General features: G+C 66.8%; 20 protein-coding genes. 11 read left to right on the top strand and 9 right to left on the bottom strand.

Translation table 11 applies throughout. The features are described from left to right. Positions 1-44 precede the first annotated feature (44 nt). From nrdF to ACUYV6_RS09620, 7 genes are all read left to right on the top strand, one after another. Positions 45-1,013 (top strand): class 1b ribonucleoside-diphosphate reductase subunit beta, encoded by a 969-nt coding sequence (gene nrdF, locus ACUYV6_RS09650; RefSeq protein WP_449278450.1) that lies wholly within the window; start codon positions 45-47, stop codon positions 1,011-1,013. Positions 1,014-1,058: 45 nt separating this feature from the next. Then, a complete protein-coding gene (locus tag ACUYV6_RS09645; RefSeq protein ID WP_449278449.1) occupies positions 1,059-1,439 on the top strand; it encodes a hypothetical protein in 381 nt (126 codons plus the stop codon). Then, entirely contained in the window at positions 1,426-1,911 is a 486-nt protein-coding gene (locus ACUYV6_RS09640) for a pyridoxamine 5'-phosphate oxidase family protein (RefSeq protein WP_449278448.1), read from the top strand. The genes ACUYV6_RS09645 and ACUYV6_RS09640 overlap by 14 nt, the downstream gene beginning before the upstream one ends. A gap of 90 nt (positions 1,912-2,001) precedes the next feature. After that, on the top strand, positions 2,002-3,291 hold the full coding sequence (locus ACUYV6_RS09635) for an NAD(P)/FAD-dependent oxidoreductase (protein ID WP_449278447.1): 1,290 nt from the start codon (positions 2,002-2,004) through the stop codon (positions 3,289-3,291). Between the two features lie 76 nt (positions 3,292-3,367). Then, positions 3,368-4,168, top strand: coding sequence for an SDR family NAD(P)-dependent oxidoreductase (locus ACUYV6_RS09630; protein WP_449278446.1), 801 nt, complete (start codon positions 3,368-3,370; stop codon positions 4,166-4,168). Positions 4,169-4,196: 28 nt separating this feature from the next. Then, on the top strand, positions 4,197-4,697 hold the full coding sequence (locus tag ACUYV6_RS09625) for a hypothetical protein (protein ID WP_449278445.1): 501 nt from the start codon (positions 4,197-4,199) through the stop codon (positions 4,695-4,697). Next, entirely contained in the window at positions 4,694-5,671 is a 978-nt protein-coding gene (locus ACUYV6_RS09620) for a cation transporter (protein WP_449278444.1), read from the top strand. The genes ACUYV6_RS09625 and ACUYV6_RS09620 overlap by 4 nt, the downstream gene beginning before the upstream one ends. Before the next feature lie 72 nt (positions 5,672-5,743). On the opposite strand, the gene ACUYV6_RS09615 is transcribed toward ACUYV6_RS09620, so the two are convergent. Together ACUYV6_RS09615 and ACUYV6_RS09610 are read right to left on the bottom strand one after the other, a co-directional pair. Next, entirely contained in the window at positions 5,744-6,652 is a 909-nt protein-coding gene (locus ACUYV6_RS09615) for an SDR family oxidoreductase (RefSeq protein WP_449278443.1), read from the bottom strand. Between the two features lie 42 nt (positions 6,653-6,694). Beyond that, positions 6,695-7,243, bottom strand: coding sequence for a type 1 glutamine amidotransferase domain-containing protein (locus ACUYV6_RS09610; protein WP_449278442.1), 549 nt, complete (start codon positions 7,241-7,243; stop codon positions 6,695-6,697). 306 nt (positions 7,244-7,549) lie between these two features. Here ACUYV6_RS09610 and ACUYV6_RS09605 point away from each other — a divergent pair, with 306 nt between their 5' ends. From ACUYV6_RS09605 to ACUYV6_RS09595, 3 genes are read left to right on the top strand one after another with little or no spacing between them, the layout of a single operon-like run. Further along, positions 7,550-7,807 (top strand): DUF7218 family protein, encoded by a 258-nt coding sequence (locus tag ACUYV6_RS09605; RefSeq protein ID WP_449278441.1) that lies wholly within the window; start codon positions 7,550-7,552, stop codon positions 7,805-7,807. Positions 7,808-7,831: 24 nt separating this feature from the next. Further along, positions 7,832-8,350 carry a DUF6328 family protein gene (locus tag ACUYV6_RS09600; protein WP_449278440.1) on the top strand — a complete coding sequence of 173 codons (519 nt, stop codon included), beginning with the start codon at positions 7,832-7,834 and terminating at the stop codon, positions 8,348-8,350. Beyond that, positions 8,343-9,395: a DNA topoisomerase IB gene (locus tag ACUYV6_RS09595; protein WP_449278439.1), complete on the top strand. Its 1,053-nt coding sequence runs from the start codon at positions 8,343-8,345 to the stop codon at positions 9,393-9,395. The genes ACUYV6_RS09600 and ACUYV6_RS09595 overlap by 8 nt, the downstream gene beginning before the upstream one ends. Here ACUYV6_RS09595 and ACUYV6_RS09590 read toward each other — a convergent pair. The 7 genes from ACUYV6_RS09590 to ACUYV6_RS09560 form a co-directional block, all read right to left on the bottom strand. Next, positions 9,392-9,577 carry a hypothetical protein gene (locus ACUYV6_RS09590; RefSeq protein ID WP_449278438.1) on the bottom strand — a complete coding sequence of 62 codons (186 nt, stop codon included), beginning with the start codon at positions 9,575-9,577 and terminating at the stop codon, positions 9,392-9,394. The genes ACUYV6_RS09595 and ACUYV6_RS09590 overlap by 4 nt on opposite strands. A 19-nt stretch (positions 9,578-9,596) precedes the next feature. Beyond that, a complete protein-coding gene (locus tag ACUYV6_RS09585) occupies positions 9,597-9,866 on the bottom strand; it encodes a GlsB/YeaQ/YmgE family stress response membrane protein (protein WP_449278437.1) in 270 nt (89 codons plus the stop codon). 615 nt (positions 9,867-10,481) lie between these two features. Beyond that, positions 10,482-10,772, bottom strand: coding sequence for a DUF7882 family protein (locus ACUYV6_RS09580; RefSeq protein WP_449278436.1), 291 nt, complete (start codon positions 10,770-10,772; stop codon positions 10,482-10,484). 19 nt (positions 10,773-10,791) lie between these two features. Then, positions 10,792-11,151: a DUF7882 family protein gene (locus ACUYV6_RS09575; RefSeq protein WP_449278435.1), complete on the bottom strand. Its 360-nt coding sequence runs from the start codon at positions 11,149-11,151 to the stop codon at positions 10,792-10,794. Positions 11,152-11,193: 42 nt separating this feature from the next. Then, a complete protein-coding gene (locus ACUYV6_RS09570; protein WP_449278434.1) occupies positions 11,194-11,586 on the bottom strand; it encodes a TFIIB-type zinc ribbon-containing protein in 393 nt (130 codons plus the stop codon). 61 nt (positions 11,587-11,647) lie between these two features. After that, positions 11,648-12,376: a luciferase domain-containing protein gene (locus ACUYV6_RS09565; RefSeq protein ID WP_449278433.1), complete on the bottom strand. Its 729-nt coding sequence runs from the start codon at positions 12,374-12,376 to the stop codon at positions 11,648-11,650. Next, positions 12,373-13,221, bottom strand: coding sequence for a fumarylacetoacetate hydrolase family protein (locus tag ACUYV6_RS09560; RefSeq protein WP_449278432.1), 849 nt, complete (start codon positions 13,219-13,221; stop codon positions 12,373-12,375). Before ACUYV6_RS09560 ends, ACUYV6_RS09565 begins: the two co-directional genes overlap by 4 nt. Positions 13,222-13,528: 307 nt before the next feature. Between ACUYV6_RS09560 and ACUYV6_RS09555 the strand changes: the two genes are divergently transcribed. Next, complete coding sequence (locus ACUYV6_RS09555; RefSeq protein WP_449278431.1) at positions 13,529-15,217, top strand: ABC transporter ATP-binding protein; 1,689 nt, start codon at positions 13,529-13,531, stop codon at positions 15,215-15,217. Positions 15,218-15,273 lie beyond the last annotated feature (56 nt).

The following is a 15,273-nucleotide window of genomic DNA, read 5'->3' as shown; positions in this document are numbered from 1 at the left end:
CCAGACGACGTCTAAGAATAGTTTTCGGAGATAGAGAAGAGACGATGAACTTCAAGCTGGGCCACGCGGTGCAGGCGATCAACTGGAACCGTATCGAGGACGAGAAGGATCTCGAAGTCTGGAACCGCCTCGTGAACAACTTCTGGTTGCCCGAGAAGGTGCCGCTGTCGAACGACGTGCAGTCGTGGGCGACGCTCACCGACGAGGAGAAGCTGCTCACCATGCGCGTCTTCACCGGCCTGACCCTGCTCGACACCATTCAAGGCACGGTGGGTGCCGTCTCGCTCATTCCCGATGCCGTCACGCCGCACGAGGAAGCGGTGCTCACGAACATCGCGTTCATGGAGTCGGTGCACGCGAAGAGCTACTCGTCGATCTTCTCGACGCTCTGCTCGACGCAGGAGATCGACGACGCCTTCCGCTGGTCGATCGAGAACCCGAACCTGCAGAAGAAGGCGCAGATCATCGTCGACTACTACGAGGGCGATGATCCGCTGAAGCGCAAGGTGGCGTCGACGCTGCTCGAGTCGTTCCTGTTCTACTCCGGTTTCTACCTGCCGATCTACTGGTCGAGTCGTGCGAAGCTCACTAACACGGCTGATCTCATCCGCCTCATCATTCGTGACGAGGCCGTGCACGGCTACTACATCGGGTACAAGTACCAGATCGCAGTCGCGAAGGAGAGCCCGGAGCGTCAGCAAGAGCTCAAGGACTACACGATCTCGCTGCTGCTCGACCTGTACGACAACGAGGTGCACTACACGCAGGATCTCTACGACCCGGTCGGCCTGACCGAGGACGTGAAGAAGTTCCTGCACTACAACGCCAACAAGGCGCTGATGAACCTCGGCTACGACGCGATGTTCCCGAAGGAGATGACCGACGTGAACCCGGCGATCCTCTCCTCGCTCTCGCCGAACGCCGACGAGAACCACGACTTCTTCTCGGGCTCCGGCTCGAGCTACGTCATCGGCAAGGCCGTCGCCACCGAGGACGACGACTGGGACTTCTAACGTTCTAAGCAGTATCCGAGCTGCCCCGCCCCGAGGGAAATCCACGTGAAGAAGCCGCGTGTTCTGACCATCGGGGGCGTCGTGGTGGGCACGATGCTCGAGGCGGTGGTTCCCCTGCTGCCGCAGCTGCACGGCGCGATCACGGTGCGTCTGCTCGCGTTGACCGAAGCTCTTTCGTTCGTGATGGACGACATCCCAGAGTCGGGTGTCGGCGGTGTCTACTTCCGTTCCGCGGGAGACGGACGTCATCATCGGGAGTCTGCACGCCGAGGCATGGTCGCCAGGAGGAATCGGTGCGGGGCAATAGCATCCGAAGCCGATGAAGTCCACGGGGTGCCGGGCGACGCGATGGAGGACGTAGCTTCGTTCAACCGCTCGAAGATCTCGTGCGGACGAACGACGAGGAGGAGCCATGAGCGCAGCTGAAGAACTCACGCAGGATCAGGTCGTCGAAGTGATGCGCGGGGAGCGCTTCGTGATGCTCTCGACCGCGACGAAGGATGGCAAGATCGTCTCCCATCCCATGACGCCGCAGGAAGTGACGGACGAGGCCGTCATCTGGTTCTTCATCGATCGACAGAGCGACCAGGGGGAGGCCATCCGGCAGAACCCAGAGGTGAACCTCGCGTTCGCCGAGACGGGCAGCTGGCTTTCGGTCTCGGGGCGGGCCGAGTTCGTCACCGACCCCGACAAGGTCTACGAGCTCTGGGACGAGCAGGTCTCGGGGTACTACGAGGGTGGCACGAGCGATCCGAATGTCGGTCTGTTGAGGGTGACCCCCGAATCGGCCCAGTACTGGGGAGTGCCGGGCGGAAGGATCGCTGCGGCGGTGAAGATTCTCGTCTCGAAGATCCGCGATACCGAAGACCCGGGTGTCACGAAAACGACCGAGCTCTAGAGACTTCCCCGGGCCCGGCGTAGTACCAGGTGCCTTGATGAGGCGCAAGCCCCTGACGGGCGGTGGAGAGGCCTGGCTAACGTGACGAACATGACCGAGTACAGTGAGTACCGCTATCTGATCGTGGGCGGGGGCATGGTCGCCGACAGTGCGGCGAGGGGGATCCGCGAGATGGATCCCGAGGGGTCGATCGGCATCGTCGCGGAGGAGGAGACGCCGCCGGTGGCCCGGCCCGCGCTCTCCAAGAAGCTGTGGACCGACCCCTCGTTCGCCTTCGACGATGCCTGGCTCGACACCGAGGCCGACACGGGGGCGACCCGGCACGCGGGCGAGCGGGTCGTCGAGATCGACCGCGAGGCACGGATCGTGCGCACCGAGCATGGCCGAGAGGTGGGGTACGAGCAGCTGCTGCTGGCGACCGGCGGTGAGCCGAACCGGCTCGATCTGCCCGAGGACGAGCGCATCGTCTACTTTCGCTCGGTCGAGGACTACAGGACCCTCCGCCGGCACTCCGGGAACCACCGGCATCTCGCCGTCGTCGGCGGCAGCTTCATCGGTACGGAACTCGCGGCGGCCCTCGTGCAGAACGACACCGAGACCACTCTCGTGTTCCCCCAGCCGGTGCTGGGCGGGGATGTCTTCCCCGCGGATCTCGCGAACCGCTTCCACCGCATGTTCGAGTGCGAGGGCGTCTGGTTGGTGCCCGGCGCGACGGTCGAATCGGCGCGGATCGGGCCGGACGATCGCGTCGAACCGGTCGAGCGAGGAGAGCGGGGCGGGGCGGGCGACGACGACTGGGATGATGATCGCGAGCATTCGATCGTTCTGCGACTCTCGACGGGGGTCTCGATCGGCTGCGATGCCGTGGCCATCGGCGTCGGCGTGACGCCGAACGTCGGCCTCGCGAGCGCGGCCGGGCTCGACACCGACGACGGCGTGATCGTCGACGAGCGCCTGCGCACGAGCGATCCGCGGGTCTTTGCGGCGGGCGACATCGCGTCGTACCCGGATGCGATCCTCGGCCGCCGCCGCATCGAGCACGTCGACAACGCGACCGAGATGGGCCGTCAGGCGGGCCGGAACATGGCCGGCGCCGACGAGGCCTACGACCACACCCCCTTCTTCTACTCCGTGATCTTCGGTAACCGCTACGAGGCCGTCGGCACGCTGGACTCTTCCCTCGAGACCGTGGAGCAGTGGGACGGCGAGGACACCGGAGTCGTCTACTACGTCGACGGCGAGCGGGTGCGCGGTGTGCTGCTGTGGAACATCGAAGGGCGCCAAGACGAGGCGCGGGACGCGATCGACCGGGCGGACGCCTCGGACCGCGACGCGCTGCGCACGCGCATCCCGCTGACGAATGCTGGGAGCGACGGCTGAGCGGTGCCCGCCCGATCGATTGCGCTCGAGGCGGGTGTCGATGTGACGGTGGTGGCAGGGTGGAAGGGAGAACGACATGGATCTCGGCATCGCGGGCAAAGTCGCCCTCATCACCGGGGGCGACTCCGGTATCGGCTGGAGCACCGCCTCGGAGCTGCTCGCGGAGGGGGCGACGGTGTTGCTCAGCGACCGCGAGGAGGGGAAGTTGCGGGAAGCGGCTGAGCGCCTGGACGCCGCTCCCGGCCGGCTCCTCCTCTGCGCGGCCGACCTGACTCGGCCCTCGGATGTCCGGGAGCTGCATGATTTCACCGAGCGGCAGGCCGGACCCGTCGACATTTTGGTCCATTGCGCGGGAGTCACCGGCGCGCAGGGAAAATTCCACGAGATCGACGACGAGGGGTGGGGCTCGACGATCGAAATCGACCTGCTCGCCGCCGTACGGGTCGTGCGCGCGTTCCTCGACGATCTGCGGGCCGGCGGCTTTGGACGGATCGTGCTGCTCGCCTCCGAGGACGCGGTGCAGCCCTACGACGACGAGCTGCCCTACTGCGCCGCGAAGGCCGGCGTGCTGGCCTTCGCGAAGGGGCTCTCCCGCAGCTACGCCCGCGAGGGACTGCTGGTGAACACCGTCTCGCCGGCGTTCATCGAGACGCCCATGACCGACGCCATGATGGACACGCGGTCGGCGGATCTCGGCGTCGACCGCGACGAGGCGATCGAGAGCTTCCTCGACGAGCAGCGACCGTACCTCGAGCTGAAGCGGCGGGGGCGGCCGGAAGAGGTCGCGGCCGTCATCGCTTTCCTCTGCTCGGAGCGGGCGTCGTTCGTGAACGGCTCGAACTACCGGGTCGACGGCGGCTCCGTCGCGACGATCTGAGCCCGGAGGGCGCGAAGGAGGGAACGACATGCGCAGAATCGGAAGGTGCGCGCCGCTCGCGGGGGCAGGTGCCGCCCTCGCGCTTTGCCTGCTGCTCACGGGGTGCGAGATCACGGTGCCGGCCGATCCCGACGGCGTGCTCGACCGGATCGAGGCGACCGGGGTGCTCCGCGCGGGCGCCTCGGAAACGCGTGCGGTGCAGCGCAGCGGCGACCGTGCGACGGGGCCGCTCGCCGACACCGTGGAGCGCTTCGCCCGCGAGCACGGGGCCGAGGTCGAGTGGGAATTCGACAGCGAGGAGTCGCTGGTCGACGAACTCGAGGCGCGGAGGCTCGACCTCGCGATCGGCGGCTTCACCGCCGACACGCTCTGGGTCGATCGCGCGGGGGTCTCTCGGCCCTACCCGGAATTCGATGCCGCACCGCGCGAGGGCGAATCGCCGAGAGAACTCGTGCTCCTCGTGCCCCTCGGGCAGAACCGCCTGCTCTCCAAACTCGAGACGCTCGCCGACGAGGAGGCCGGACGATGACGAAGCAGCGGAAGACCACGATCGGGCGTACCGATCTCCCGCACGAGCAGCAGGAGGCGTTGACGAAGGCGATTCGCTGGGAGTGGGCGACGATCGGCTACACGGCGTTCACGATCGCCCTCGTGGCACTCGTCGTCGGCAACTCCCAAGCGATGAAGACCGCCTGGATTGAGGACATGCTCTCCGTGATCCCGCAGTTGAGCTTCCTCGTGGCGCTGATCTTCATCCGAAAGCCCCCATCGCGAGTCTTCCCCTTCGGGCTGCACCGGACGATGGGGATCGGCCACCTGGTCGCGGGCGTCGCCCTGCTCGGCGTCGGCGGCCATCTGGGCGTCGAGTCAATCAGCGGGCTCGTCGCAGGCGAACGTCCCACGATCGGTACGATCAACCTCTTCGGTCGCACCGTCTGGTTGGGCTGGGCGATGATCGCGGTCATGGCCGTGATCGTCGTCGGACCCTTCATCTACGGCCGCGCGAAGGCGCGTCTCGCCACGGTCCTCCACAACAAGGTGCTCCACGCCGACGCCGACATGGCGAAGGCCGACTGGCAGACCAATGCGGCCTCGATCGTCGGGGTGCTGGGCGTCGGGCTCGGCGTCTGGTGGCTGGACGGGGCTGCGGCGCTGTTCATCTCGGTGGGCATCGTGCGGGATGGGCTGCGCAATACGAAGTACGCCGTGCGGGATCTGCTCGATGAGCGGGCGCGCACCGTCGATGACGAGGAACCGCATCCGCTCATCACCGAGATCCTTCGCAGCGTACGCGGTCAGTCATGGGTCCGCGACGCGGGTGTGCGCATGCGGGATCAGGGTCAGGTCTTCCAGGTCGAGGTCTTCTTCGTGCCCGTCCGGACCCGCCCGCCGCGCGCCGCAGTGCTCGAGGAGGCCGCGAAGGGGCTGGCCGCGCTCGACTGGAAGCTGCAGGACGTCGTGCTGATCCCGGTCCCCCGCATTCCCGACGAGGCCGAGCAGTGAGGAGCGGGCGGACGACTCCCATCGTCGCCCGCCCGCTCCTGTGCATCGCCCTCGCGGTTGTCGGAGCCCTCATCAGGGAGAAGGCTGCCCTCCGTTCACGTGGAGCGTCTCACCGATGACGTAGCTCGACTCGGGCGAGGTGAGGAACACGTAGGCCGGCGCGAGTTCGGTCGGCTGACCTGCCCGACCCAGCGGTGTGTCGCGACCGAAGCGGGGCAGCGCCTCCTTCGGCTGACCGTCAGACACCTGCAGAGGCGTCCAGATCGGGCCGGGGGCGACGGCGTTCACCCGGATCCCCTGCGGGGCGAGGGCCTGTGCCAGCCCCTTGGTGAAGTTGTTGATCGCGGCCTTCGTCGAGGCGTAGTCCAGGAGGTGGGTCGATGGCGCGTATGCCTGGATCGAGGTGGAGTTCACGATGGTCGACCCCGCCGGCATGTGCGGCAGCGCGGCGCGGGTGATGCGGTAGACCGCATGGATGTTGGTCTCGAAGGTCGAGACCCACTGCTCGTCGGACAGATCCGCGATGTCCTCCACCGCGATCTGTCGGCCGGCGTTGTTGACGAGGGCGTCGAGCCCGCCCAGCCCCGAGAGGGCGTGCTCGACGAGCTCCTCGCAGACGGCGCGATCGGAGATATCGCCCGGCAGCAGCACGGCCGTGCGCCCCGCCTCCTCGATGATGCCCTGCACGAACCGTGCATCCTCCTCCTCGGCCGAAAGGTACGAGAGCGCCACATCGGCGCCCTCGCGCGCGAAGGCGATCGCGACCGCCGCTCCGATGCCGGAGTCGGCTCCCGTGATGAGCGCCTTGCGGCCCTCGAGGCGGCCGGTTCCGCGATAGGAGTGCTGGCCACGATCGGTCCGGGGGATGAGATCCCGATCGAGGCCCGGCTCGGGCTGGTGCTGTTCGGGAGGCGAAATCTCGGGGTACCGGGTGACCGGATTCTGGAAGGTCAGCTGGTCGATGGTGGTTCGCTCGCTCATGACGGCTCTCCTTCGGGTCGGATGCGTGACGGTACAGCCCGCTCAGGCCGTCTGGCCCCGGTGCGTGCCCTCCGCGATCTCCTCGATGAGCTTGGCGTTGAACGCGGGCAGGTCGTCGGGGGTGCGGCTCGTGACCAGCCCCTGATCCACCACCACCTCTTCGTCAACCCATTCCGCGCCCGCGTTGCGGAGGTCGGTGCGGAGACTCGGGTACGAGGTGACGGTGCGCCCCTGCAGCACATCGGCATCCGCCAGGATCCAGCCGCCGTGGCAGATGGCCGCGACGGGCTTGTGCTGCTCGAAGAATGCTCGCGTGAACGCTACCGCATCGTCGTCGAGTCGTATCTTGTCGCCGTTGCTCACCCCACCCGGCAGTACGAGGGCGTCGTAATCGCCCGCATCGGCCCGAGAGGTGGTGATGTCCACCTGAGCCTCATGGCCGTTCTTACCTGCGATGGAACCGGTCTCGGTCGACACGATGGCGACGGTGGCGCCGTGCTCGCGCAGGGCGCCCAGGGGCGAGGTGAGTTCCGAGTCCTCGAAACCGTCGGTGGCGAGGATCGCTACGCGCTTGTCTGCCAGATGAGTCATGGTGGTCTCCTTGCTCGTGGTCTGATCCGCGCTCGGATGGGGCGCGGTTGGTTCCAGCCAAGCCGCAGGGCGCGTGAGCGGCCACCCCGTTGCGCATCAGAAGGGAAGGCGCTAACCTCTCGGGCGGCTTCACCGGACGACTGCGGATGCGATGCCGCGGGCCGTATTGTGCGCGTCCGGGCGACCCGCGTCGTGCCTTAGCGCGCTCGGCTGCTCCTGTCGAGGGCGTTTCGCGGAAGCCTCTGGGGCAATACCGTGGGAGAACCGGCCGGAACTCCCGGCGGCGACCACTGGAAGGAGCCGATTATGCCGACACCGCAGCTGAAGGATCCAGAACTCTACGACCGTCTTCGCGACGAGGGGAACTCGCCCGAGAAAGCCGCGCGCATCTCGAACGCGGCGGCGAAGGAGGGCCGAGGCGCGGTGGGCCGACGCGGCGGAAAGGCCGAGGACTACGAGGACCGGACCGTTGCCGAACTCAAGGAACGGGCGAAGGAACTCGGTCTCACCGGATACTCGCGTCTGCGCAAGGCGGAGCTCATTGAAAAGCTCCGCAATCACTGAGCCCGCCCGCAGAGCCTCGAAGAGATGATCGGGAACGGCGACGAGGTCGTCGACGAAGACAAATACGACGACAGGGACGACGGCAGAACCGAGACCCCGAATCAGCGGGCGGACCGCAACTGGAATGAGTTGTTGCAGGAGGTGCGCGTCACTCAGACCTGCACGCAGATTCTCGGCGGCTTCCTGCTGGCTGTCGCGTTCCAGCCGCGCTTCACCGAACTCGACCGCTATCAGATTGCGGTCTATCTGACGCTGGTCGGTCTCGCCGGTCTCGCCACGGCCCTGTCGCTCGCACTCGTGATGCTGCACCGCCGGTATTTCGGCAAGCTGCAGAAGCAGCGGATCGTGCTGACCGGCGGACGTATCCTCAGCGCGAATCTCGTGATCGTCTCGGTGCTGTCGGCGGGGGTCACGAGCCTCATCTTCGACTTCGTGGTCGGCCGCACCGTCGGCTTCGTCGCCTTCGGCATCGGATTGGTCGTGAGCTTCGGCCTCTGGGCATTCACGCCGCTCGCATCGCGCCCGAGCGCAGGCGATGGCTGAGCGCGATAGCGGTCGGAGAACCGCTCGGCGCAGACCGCGCAGGCGTCTCTCGATCGCGCGCGAGGTCGACGGCGACGGTTTCGTCTATCGGCTGGACGGGCGAAAGATCACCCGGCGCTCGGAGATCGAGCGGATCGACGCGCTCGCGATCCCGCCCGCCTGGACAGATGTGGAGATCTCGCGTTCCCGCTCGGCCAAGGAGCTGGCGCGGGGCACCGACGCGGCGGGAAGGAGGCAGGTTCTCTACCACCCGTCGTTCCGGCGTCGGCAGGATCGCCGCAAGTTCGAGCGCTTGGAGCGCTTCGGGAGGGCTCTGCCGAAACTTCGTGCCCAGGTCGATCGCGACCTCCGGCGGCGCAGACTGAGCTCCGATCGCATCGCGGCCTGTGTGGTCCATCTCATCGATCTGAGCTTCTTCAGGGTCGGCAACCCCGAGTACGCGAGCCGATACCGGAGCTACGGGGCGACAACGCTGCGTCGGGAGCACGTGCGGGTCGAGGGGTCCGAAGCGGTGTTCGACTTTCCGGGCAAGAGTGGCAAACGCCACCGGCGCCGGGTGCGCGACCCGCGCGTGCTCCGCCTGCTCGCGCGCCTGCGCGACGAGGTGCCCGGGCCCGAGCTGTTCCGCTTCCTCGACGACGAGGGGGAGGCGCACGATCTGCGCAGCGGGCATGTGAACGCGTACGTGAAGCGCTGCATGGGAGACGAGTTCACGGCCAAGGACTTCCGCACCTGGGGAGGCACGGTCGTCGTCGCGACCGCCCTTCTCGACGCCGATCCTGAACGCTTCGAGACCTCCGCGGGTCGGGCGCAGGTGCTGCGTGAGGCCGTGCGGGCGGCCGCGGCGCAGCTCGGCAACACCGCCGCGGTGACCAAGAGCTCGTACGTCGATCCCCGGGTGCTCGACGCAGCCGAGCACCCGGAGGTGGTGAAACGCGTGAGAGCGGCTCGGACGCGAATGCGTCCGAGCCGCTCTCAGGACATCGGTGAGCTGAGCGCGCTGGCTCTGCTCACCCGGATGGGCAGACGGAGCCGGAGGCGCTAACCCGGTGCGCCGCCCTCGTCGGCCCAGTCCGACCCCACGCGGTCGTCGCGCGCGGGATCCGTTACGACGTCCTCGTCCGTCGCCTCATTGTCCGGACCGACTCCGGTCTGCACTGTTTCGGTCAGGCCGCGCTCCGCCGGATCCTCGGCGTGCGCGCCCCGATTCTCTGCGCGTTCGGTCATATTCCCGCCCTCCGGCTCGTCACTCGGCGCGCTTGCGGCCACCGACGATGAACCCGTAGATCAGCAGCACGACGATCGAGCCACCGATGGCGAGCAGCCACGACTGCAGCGACCAGAAGTTCTCCAGATCGGCGTCGAAGAGTAACGAGCCGAGCCAGCCACCTACCATAGCCCCGATGACACCGAGGATGAGGGTGGCGATCCATCCGCCGCCCTGCCGACCGGGCAGGATCGCCTTTGCGATCGCACCGGCGATCAGACCGAGAACGAGAAATGCGATGAAACCCATCTTGCTCCCCTTTCATGAGCGAAATTAGCGGCTCTCAACACCACTGTAGTTTGAAATTACTGTTCTGGAGCGAAATGCCGCTAGGGGCTTGCGTAGTTCCCCGACGAAACGATAGGGGTGCAGGGCGGCTGATGCGGGCCCGGCTGATCCCGCGTCACGATCACCGGTGACTCCACGGTCTCCACGAGTACCAGCAATCGCTCGTGCGATCCACCCCCTCCCGCATCATTCCACAGCAACGCAGGCTGGGAGCATCTCAGCTGCACCCATCCGGCCCAGCTGCATGAATTCAGCCACTGAGATCTGGGGAAGGAACGACGCCATGTCAGACACCGCCGCGCAAGTAGAGACACCGACCGGCTTGGCCCGATGCGATACCTGCGGAAACAGCTATGACAAGACATTCACCGTCACTCGAGGGAACACCGTGGGCACATTCGACAGTTTCGAGTGCGCGGTCGAAGCAATGGCGCCGCACTGCGCGCACTGCGATTGTCGAGTGCTGGGGCACGGCGTGGAGCACGAAGGCACGTTCTACTGCTGTGCTCACTGCGCCCGACTCGATGGCGCACACGGCATTGTCGACCGAGCCTGAGCCGTTACTTGTGTGTCGCTCTAGGCTGCCGCAGGCTCCTCGAGATCGAGTACGCCCGCCTGCGAGTTCGCCTGGCGCAGAAGGTACTCGACCCACTGATGATTGAGGTCAGCAGTCGCCTCAGCACCGAACTCGAAGTGCAGAGGGATCGAGGAATGCAGCCAGATGCTGCGCCGGTGATCTCCCTCCTCCCACGTGAGGGTCAAGCTCTCCTCCAGATGCAGCTTCGCGAGGATCACGGTGCGCAGATGTGTGAGCAGACGGTCATCGAGCGCAAAACTCTCTGATCCCCCGTAGTGCAGATGCCCCATGCGTCGCTCCTCGCCGCGGCTACTGACGGTGGCCCGTCTCGGTGTGCGTGCCCTCCTGGAGCTGGCGAGCGGCGTGCCTCTTCGCTTCCTCCTCGGAGATGACCACGAGTCCGCGAGGGGTGTTCGAGAGCTCGTGGAGTACCGAGAGCCACACCTTGTCGATAGCCGGGGGACGGCTTCCCGCGAATCTGAAAGCGAGAGGGATGCCCGGAGAGAGCCAGATTGAGATGCGACCCGCCCCCTTGGCTGGCGGATTCGTCCAACTCACTAGAAAGCTCTCCTGCCGGCGCAGCTTCATGGTGATGGCAGCCTTCAGGTGCGCAAGAGTGCGGTCGTCGAACTCGTACTCCTGAGCGCCCCCATACGCGAGAAACCCCATAAGGTCATGGTTCCACATTCCGGGGCATTGCGGGGGAGATCTTTACTCGAAGATGTCGCCGAGGAACTCGAAGGGACTCTTCTTCTTACGATAGCGGGGGTCGCGCTGGCGGTCATCATAGCCCCGGTCGCGGTAGTTCCGGTCACGATAATCCCGGTCGTCGTGGCGTCGATCATCCCGGCGATCGTCATAGCGGGGTTGTGCATACCCCTGCGGCGGCAGGTTCTGCGGTGCAGGTGCGGCGGCCGGCGGCGCGGAGGCCGCGGTGCCGGGTGCGGCGGAAGATGCAGGATCGGACTCCGCCCGCGCACGTTCGAGCAGTTTGTCGAGCTCTCCGCGATCCAGCCAGATGCCGCGGCACTGCGGGCAGTAGTCGATCTCGATTCCCTGTCGCTCACTCATGAGCAGGGTGCTTCCGTCGGTAGGGCAGTTCATGGGTCCATGCTAGGGCCCGGGATCCGCGGATCTCCCGAGGTCACGGCTCTTCTGGGCATTCTCACGGCGCTTTCTCGATCTCGTGCGGAGGTTCGCCGGTGACGTAGGCGATCGCGGCGCGCAGCAGCCGGTCGATGACCGGCAGATCTTCGCGCCTCTGGGGCGGATACGCCATGAAGTAGGCGGCGGGCAGGAGCGGGCCGTCGCTGAGGAAGTGAAGCTCTCCCCACCCAGTGGCGACGGCCTTCGCAGCGTCCAGCGGATGCAGCACCATGTGCATCGAGCAGTCGCTCGGGTGGAGGTGTCCGATTTCGCCGTGGGACTTCAGCGCGTCGATGTGATCGAAAGCGATCTTCTCAGCCGTGATCGCCGGAGTATGGCGCTCGTAGTGGCTCATGGCGTAGCGGACGGCGGCATGGTCCGCCTCCGCGCGGTCGAAGATCTCCTGAAGGTCTGCGACGAGCTCCTCGGGGGTGCTGGTGCCGACGACGCGGTGCGGGATCGGGTGCGGGTCGATCCGTGGCCTCGGGCTGGAGCACTTCGGCAGATCCGCCTCGAGCTGCGGTGCTTGCGGAGTGCGCTCAGCGCGCCGACGGAGCGCCGCGGTGTCGAAGGGGTCGCCCTTCCGCATCCGCAGGAGGGTGACATCGAGCCATCCGCGCAGCGTGTGAGGTCGGCCGCCGGGCCCGAGCGCGATCCAGGAGAGATAGTCGCGTCGAGCCCAGATCGCCCCCGCGGTTGCGGCGCCGATGGTCAGGGCGATCGGCAGTCCCCCGCGCAAGGTCCTCATCGCCCCTCGACGAGGTCCGATCGGATCTCGCCCAGGCCCGAGGCGGTGCTGACGAGCGTCTGACCGGGTTTCAGGTAGACCTGCGGACTGCGTCCGAGACCGACGCCGTCGGGGGTACCGGTGAAGATTACATCGCCGGGCAGGAGCGTCACGATCTGCGACAGCTCGGAGATGACCTCCGGGATCGAAAAGAGCAGGTTGCGCGTGTTGCCCGCTTGCATCACCTCGCCGTCGACGGCGCAGCCGAAATCGATCGCGTCGCGGTCGGGGAGCTCGTCGGGCGTGACCAGCACGGGGCCGATCGGCGAGAAGCCTGGGTAGGACTTCGCGAGACTGAACTGCGGGCTCTGGCCGTGCATCTGCAGCGTGCGCTCGGAGAGGTCCTGGCCGATCGTCAATCCGGCGACGTGCTTCCAGGCATCCTCGACCGATACGCCGCGTGCCTCCTCCCCGATCACCGCGACGATCTCGACCTCCCAGTCCACAGTGTCCGTGGGCAGCGCGACACGAGACGCCGGGCCCACGATCGAGCTGGCGAACTTCGTGAAGACGACGAGATCGTGCGCCGGCTGATGGCCGGTCTCGGCGGCGTGAGCCGCATAGTTGAGCCCGATCGCGAAGATCTGACGGGGTCGGCCGACAGGTGCCTCGAGCTGCGCCTCGTCGAAGGGGGAGGCCGCCGCCTCTGCCGCCTCCGGTCCACCGGCCCAGCCCACGAAGTCGTCCCAGCGCTCGTAGATGCCGTCGAGGTCGGGGCCGAAGCGTCCGACGCTGGCTCGCGCCACGTCGATCGCGCCGTCGTCGGAGATGAGTACCGCGTTTCCCGCGAGCTTTCCGATCTTCATTCTTCAACCGCCTCCTGGATCAGGGTGGAAATGCTGTGCGTCTTCAGTGTGCTGGGAATCGGAACGGAGGAACACTCCCGTGCGGTGTGGAATGTCACACCATTCGGCGGCCGTGGGGGGACGCCGTGCAGACCTCGGGTCTCGGCCCGGGACCACGCATCGAAGCCGGCACCCGACGGCCTTCGGTGTGTGGACGCGCAGCTACAAGCCGCAAGAGAGTGTGGGATTCTCCACCGACTCGGCCTCCGGAACCATAGAAGAATCAATGCCATACGTCGGAGCGCGAGTTCAAGGAAGAAGGCGGGCGATGAACCCAGTACTCGACATCGAGAACCTCGAGGTGTCTTTCACCACCGATCGGGGCACCGTGCGTTCGGTCGAGGGGGTGTCGCTTTCCGTCGAACCGGGCCGTGTGCTCGCCGTCGTCGGCGAATCCGGCTCGGGCAAGACGGTGACCGCGCGCACGGTGCTCGGTCTGCTCCCCGAGAATGCCGCGGCCTCGGGGGCCGTCGTGCTCACCGCCCGTGAAGACGAAGGGGCGGGAAGCAGCAATCTGCTCGACCTGAGCGGCGAGCAGCTCCGCCGAGTCAGAGGCCGCGACATCTCGATGGTGTTCCAGGAGCCGTCGACCGCTCTCAACCCGGTTTTCACGATCGGATGGCAGATCTCCGAGAGCCTGCGGGCCCACACCGATCTCGGCAGCCGCGAGATCCGCGAACGGGTGATCGAGATGCTCGGCAAGGTTGGGATCCCCGAGCCCGAGAAACGCGTCGACGCCTATCCGCATCAGCTCTCCGGCGGTCAGAAGCAGCGCGTGATGATCGCGATGGCGCTCGTGCTGGGCCCGCGTCTCATCGTCGCGGACGAGCCGACCACGGCGCTCGACGTGACCGTGCAGGCCGAGATCCTCGAACTGCTGCGCAACCTCCGAGATGAGTTCGGCACCTCGATCATGCTCATCACGCACAACATGGGTGTCGTCGCAGACCTCGCCGACGACGTCGCGGTCATGTACCAGGGACGCGTGGTGGAGCGCGCGCCGGTGGCCGAGCTCTTCTCAAACCCTCGGGAGGAGTACACGAAGCAGCTGCTCGGTGCGGTGCTGCGTCTCGGCGGAGAGCGCATGCGGGTGCGGGATCGCGAATCGGTCACGGAGGAGGCGCTCCCGCCCCCTCTGGTCGTCGCCGACGGGCTCGAGATCGAGTATCCGGGGCGTCTCGGCAGACCGGGCTTTCAAGCGGTGAAGGGTGTGAGCTTCGAGATCGCCCCCGGTGAGGTGTACGGGCTCGTCGGCGAGTCCGGATCCGGCAAGTCGACCATCGGGCGGGCGATCGTCGGCCTGGTTCCTGTCACGGGAGGATCCCTCCGCGTGCTCGGCAACGAGATGCTGCACCTCAAGGAGCGAGACTTCCGCCCTCATCGCTGCGACATCGGCATCGTGTTCCAGGATCCGGCCGCGAGCTTCAACCCCGTCATGACAGTCGCCGAGAACGTCGCCGAGCCTTTCGTCGTCCATGGAGTCGCTCGCAGTGCCCGGGAGGGTCGGGGCCGCGTCGACGAGTTGCTCGAAGCCGTGCACCTGCCGCGCTCGTACGGCGACAGGTACCCGCACGAGCTCTCCGGAGGCCAGCGGCAGCGGGCGAGTTTGGCCCGTGGGCTGGCGCTCAACCCGAAGCTCCTCGTGGCCGATGAGCCGACCAGTGCGCTCGACGTCTCGGTGCAGGCTCGCGTACTCGAGCTCTTCACCGAGCTGCAGGCGGACTTCGGGTTCGCGACGCTCTTCATCACTCATGACATCGCCGTCGTCGACACGCTCGCCGACAGGGTCGGTGTGTTGTACCACGGCGAGCTGGTCGAGAGCGGCCCGTGCCCGGAGGTGCTGCGGAGGCCCCGCGAGCCCTACACGCAGCGTTTGCTCGCCTCTCTGCCGGTGCCGGACCCCGCCGAGCAGGCGGAGCGGCGGAGGGCTGCCAGGGCGCTGCGCGGGCGAGCCTGAGCAGAGCTGCTTCCCCGAGGGACGAGGGACGAGGGACGGGTGACGGGTGTAGTTTC

The organism is Leucobacter sp. GX24907, from assembly GCF_053567335.1.
Note: the sequence above shows the minus strand (reverse complement) of the source record. Positions and strands in the feature narration are given on the sequence as shown.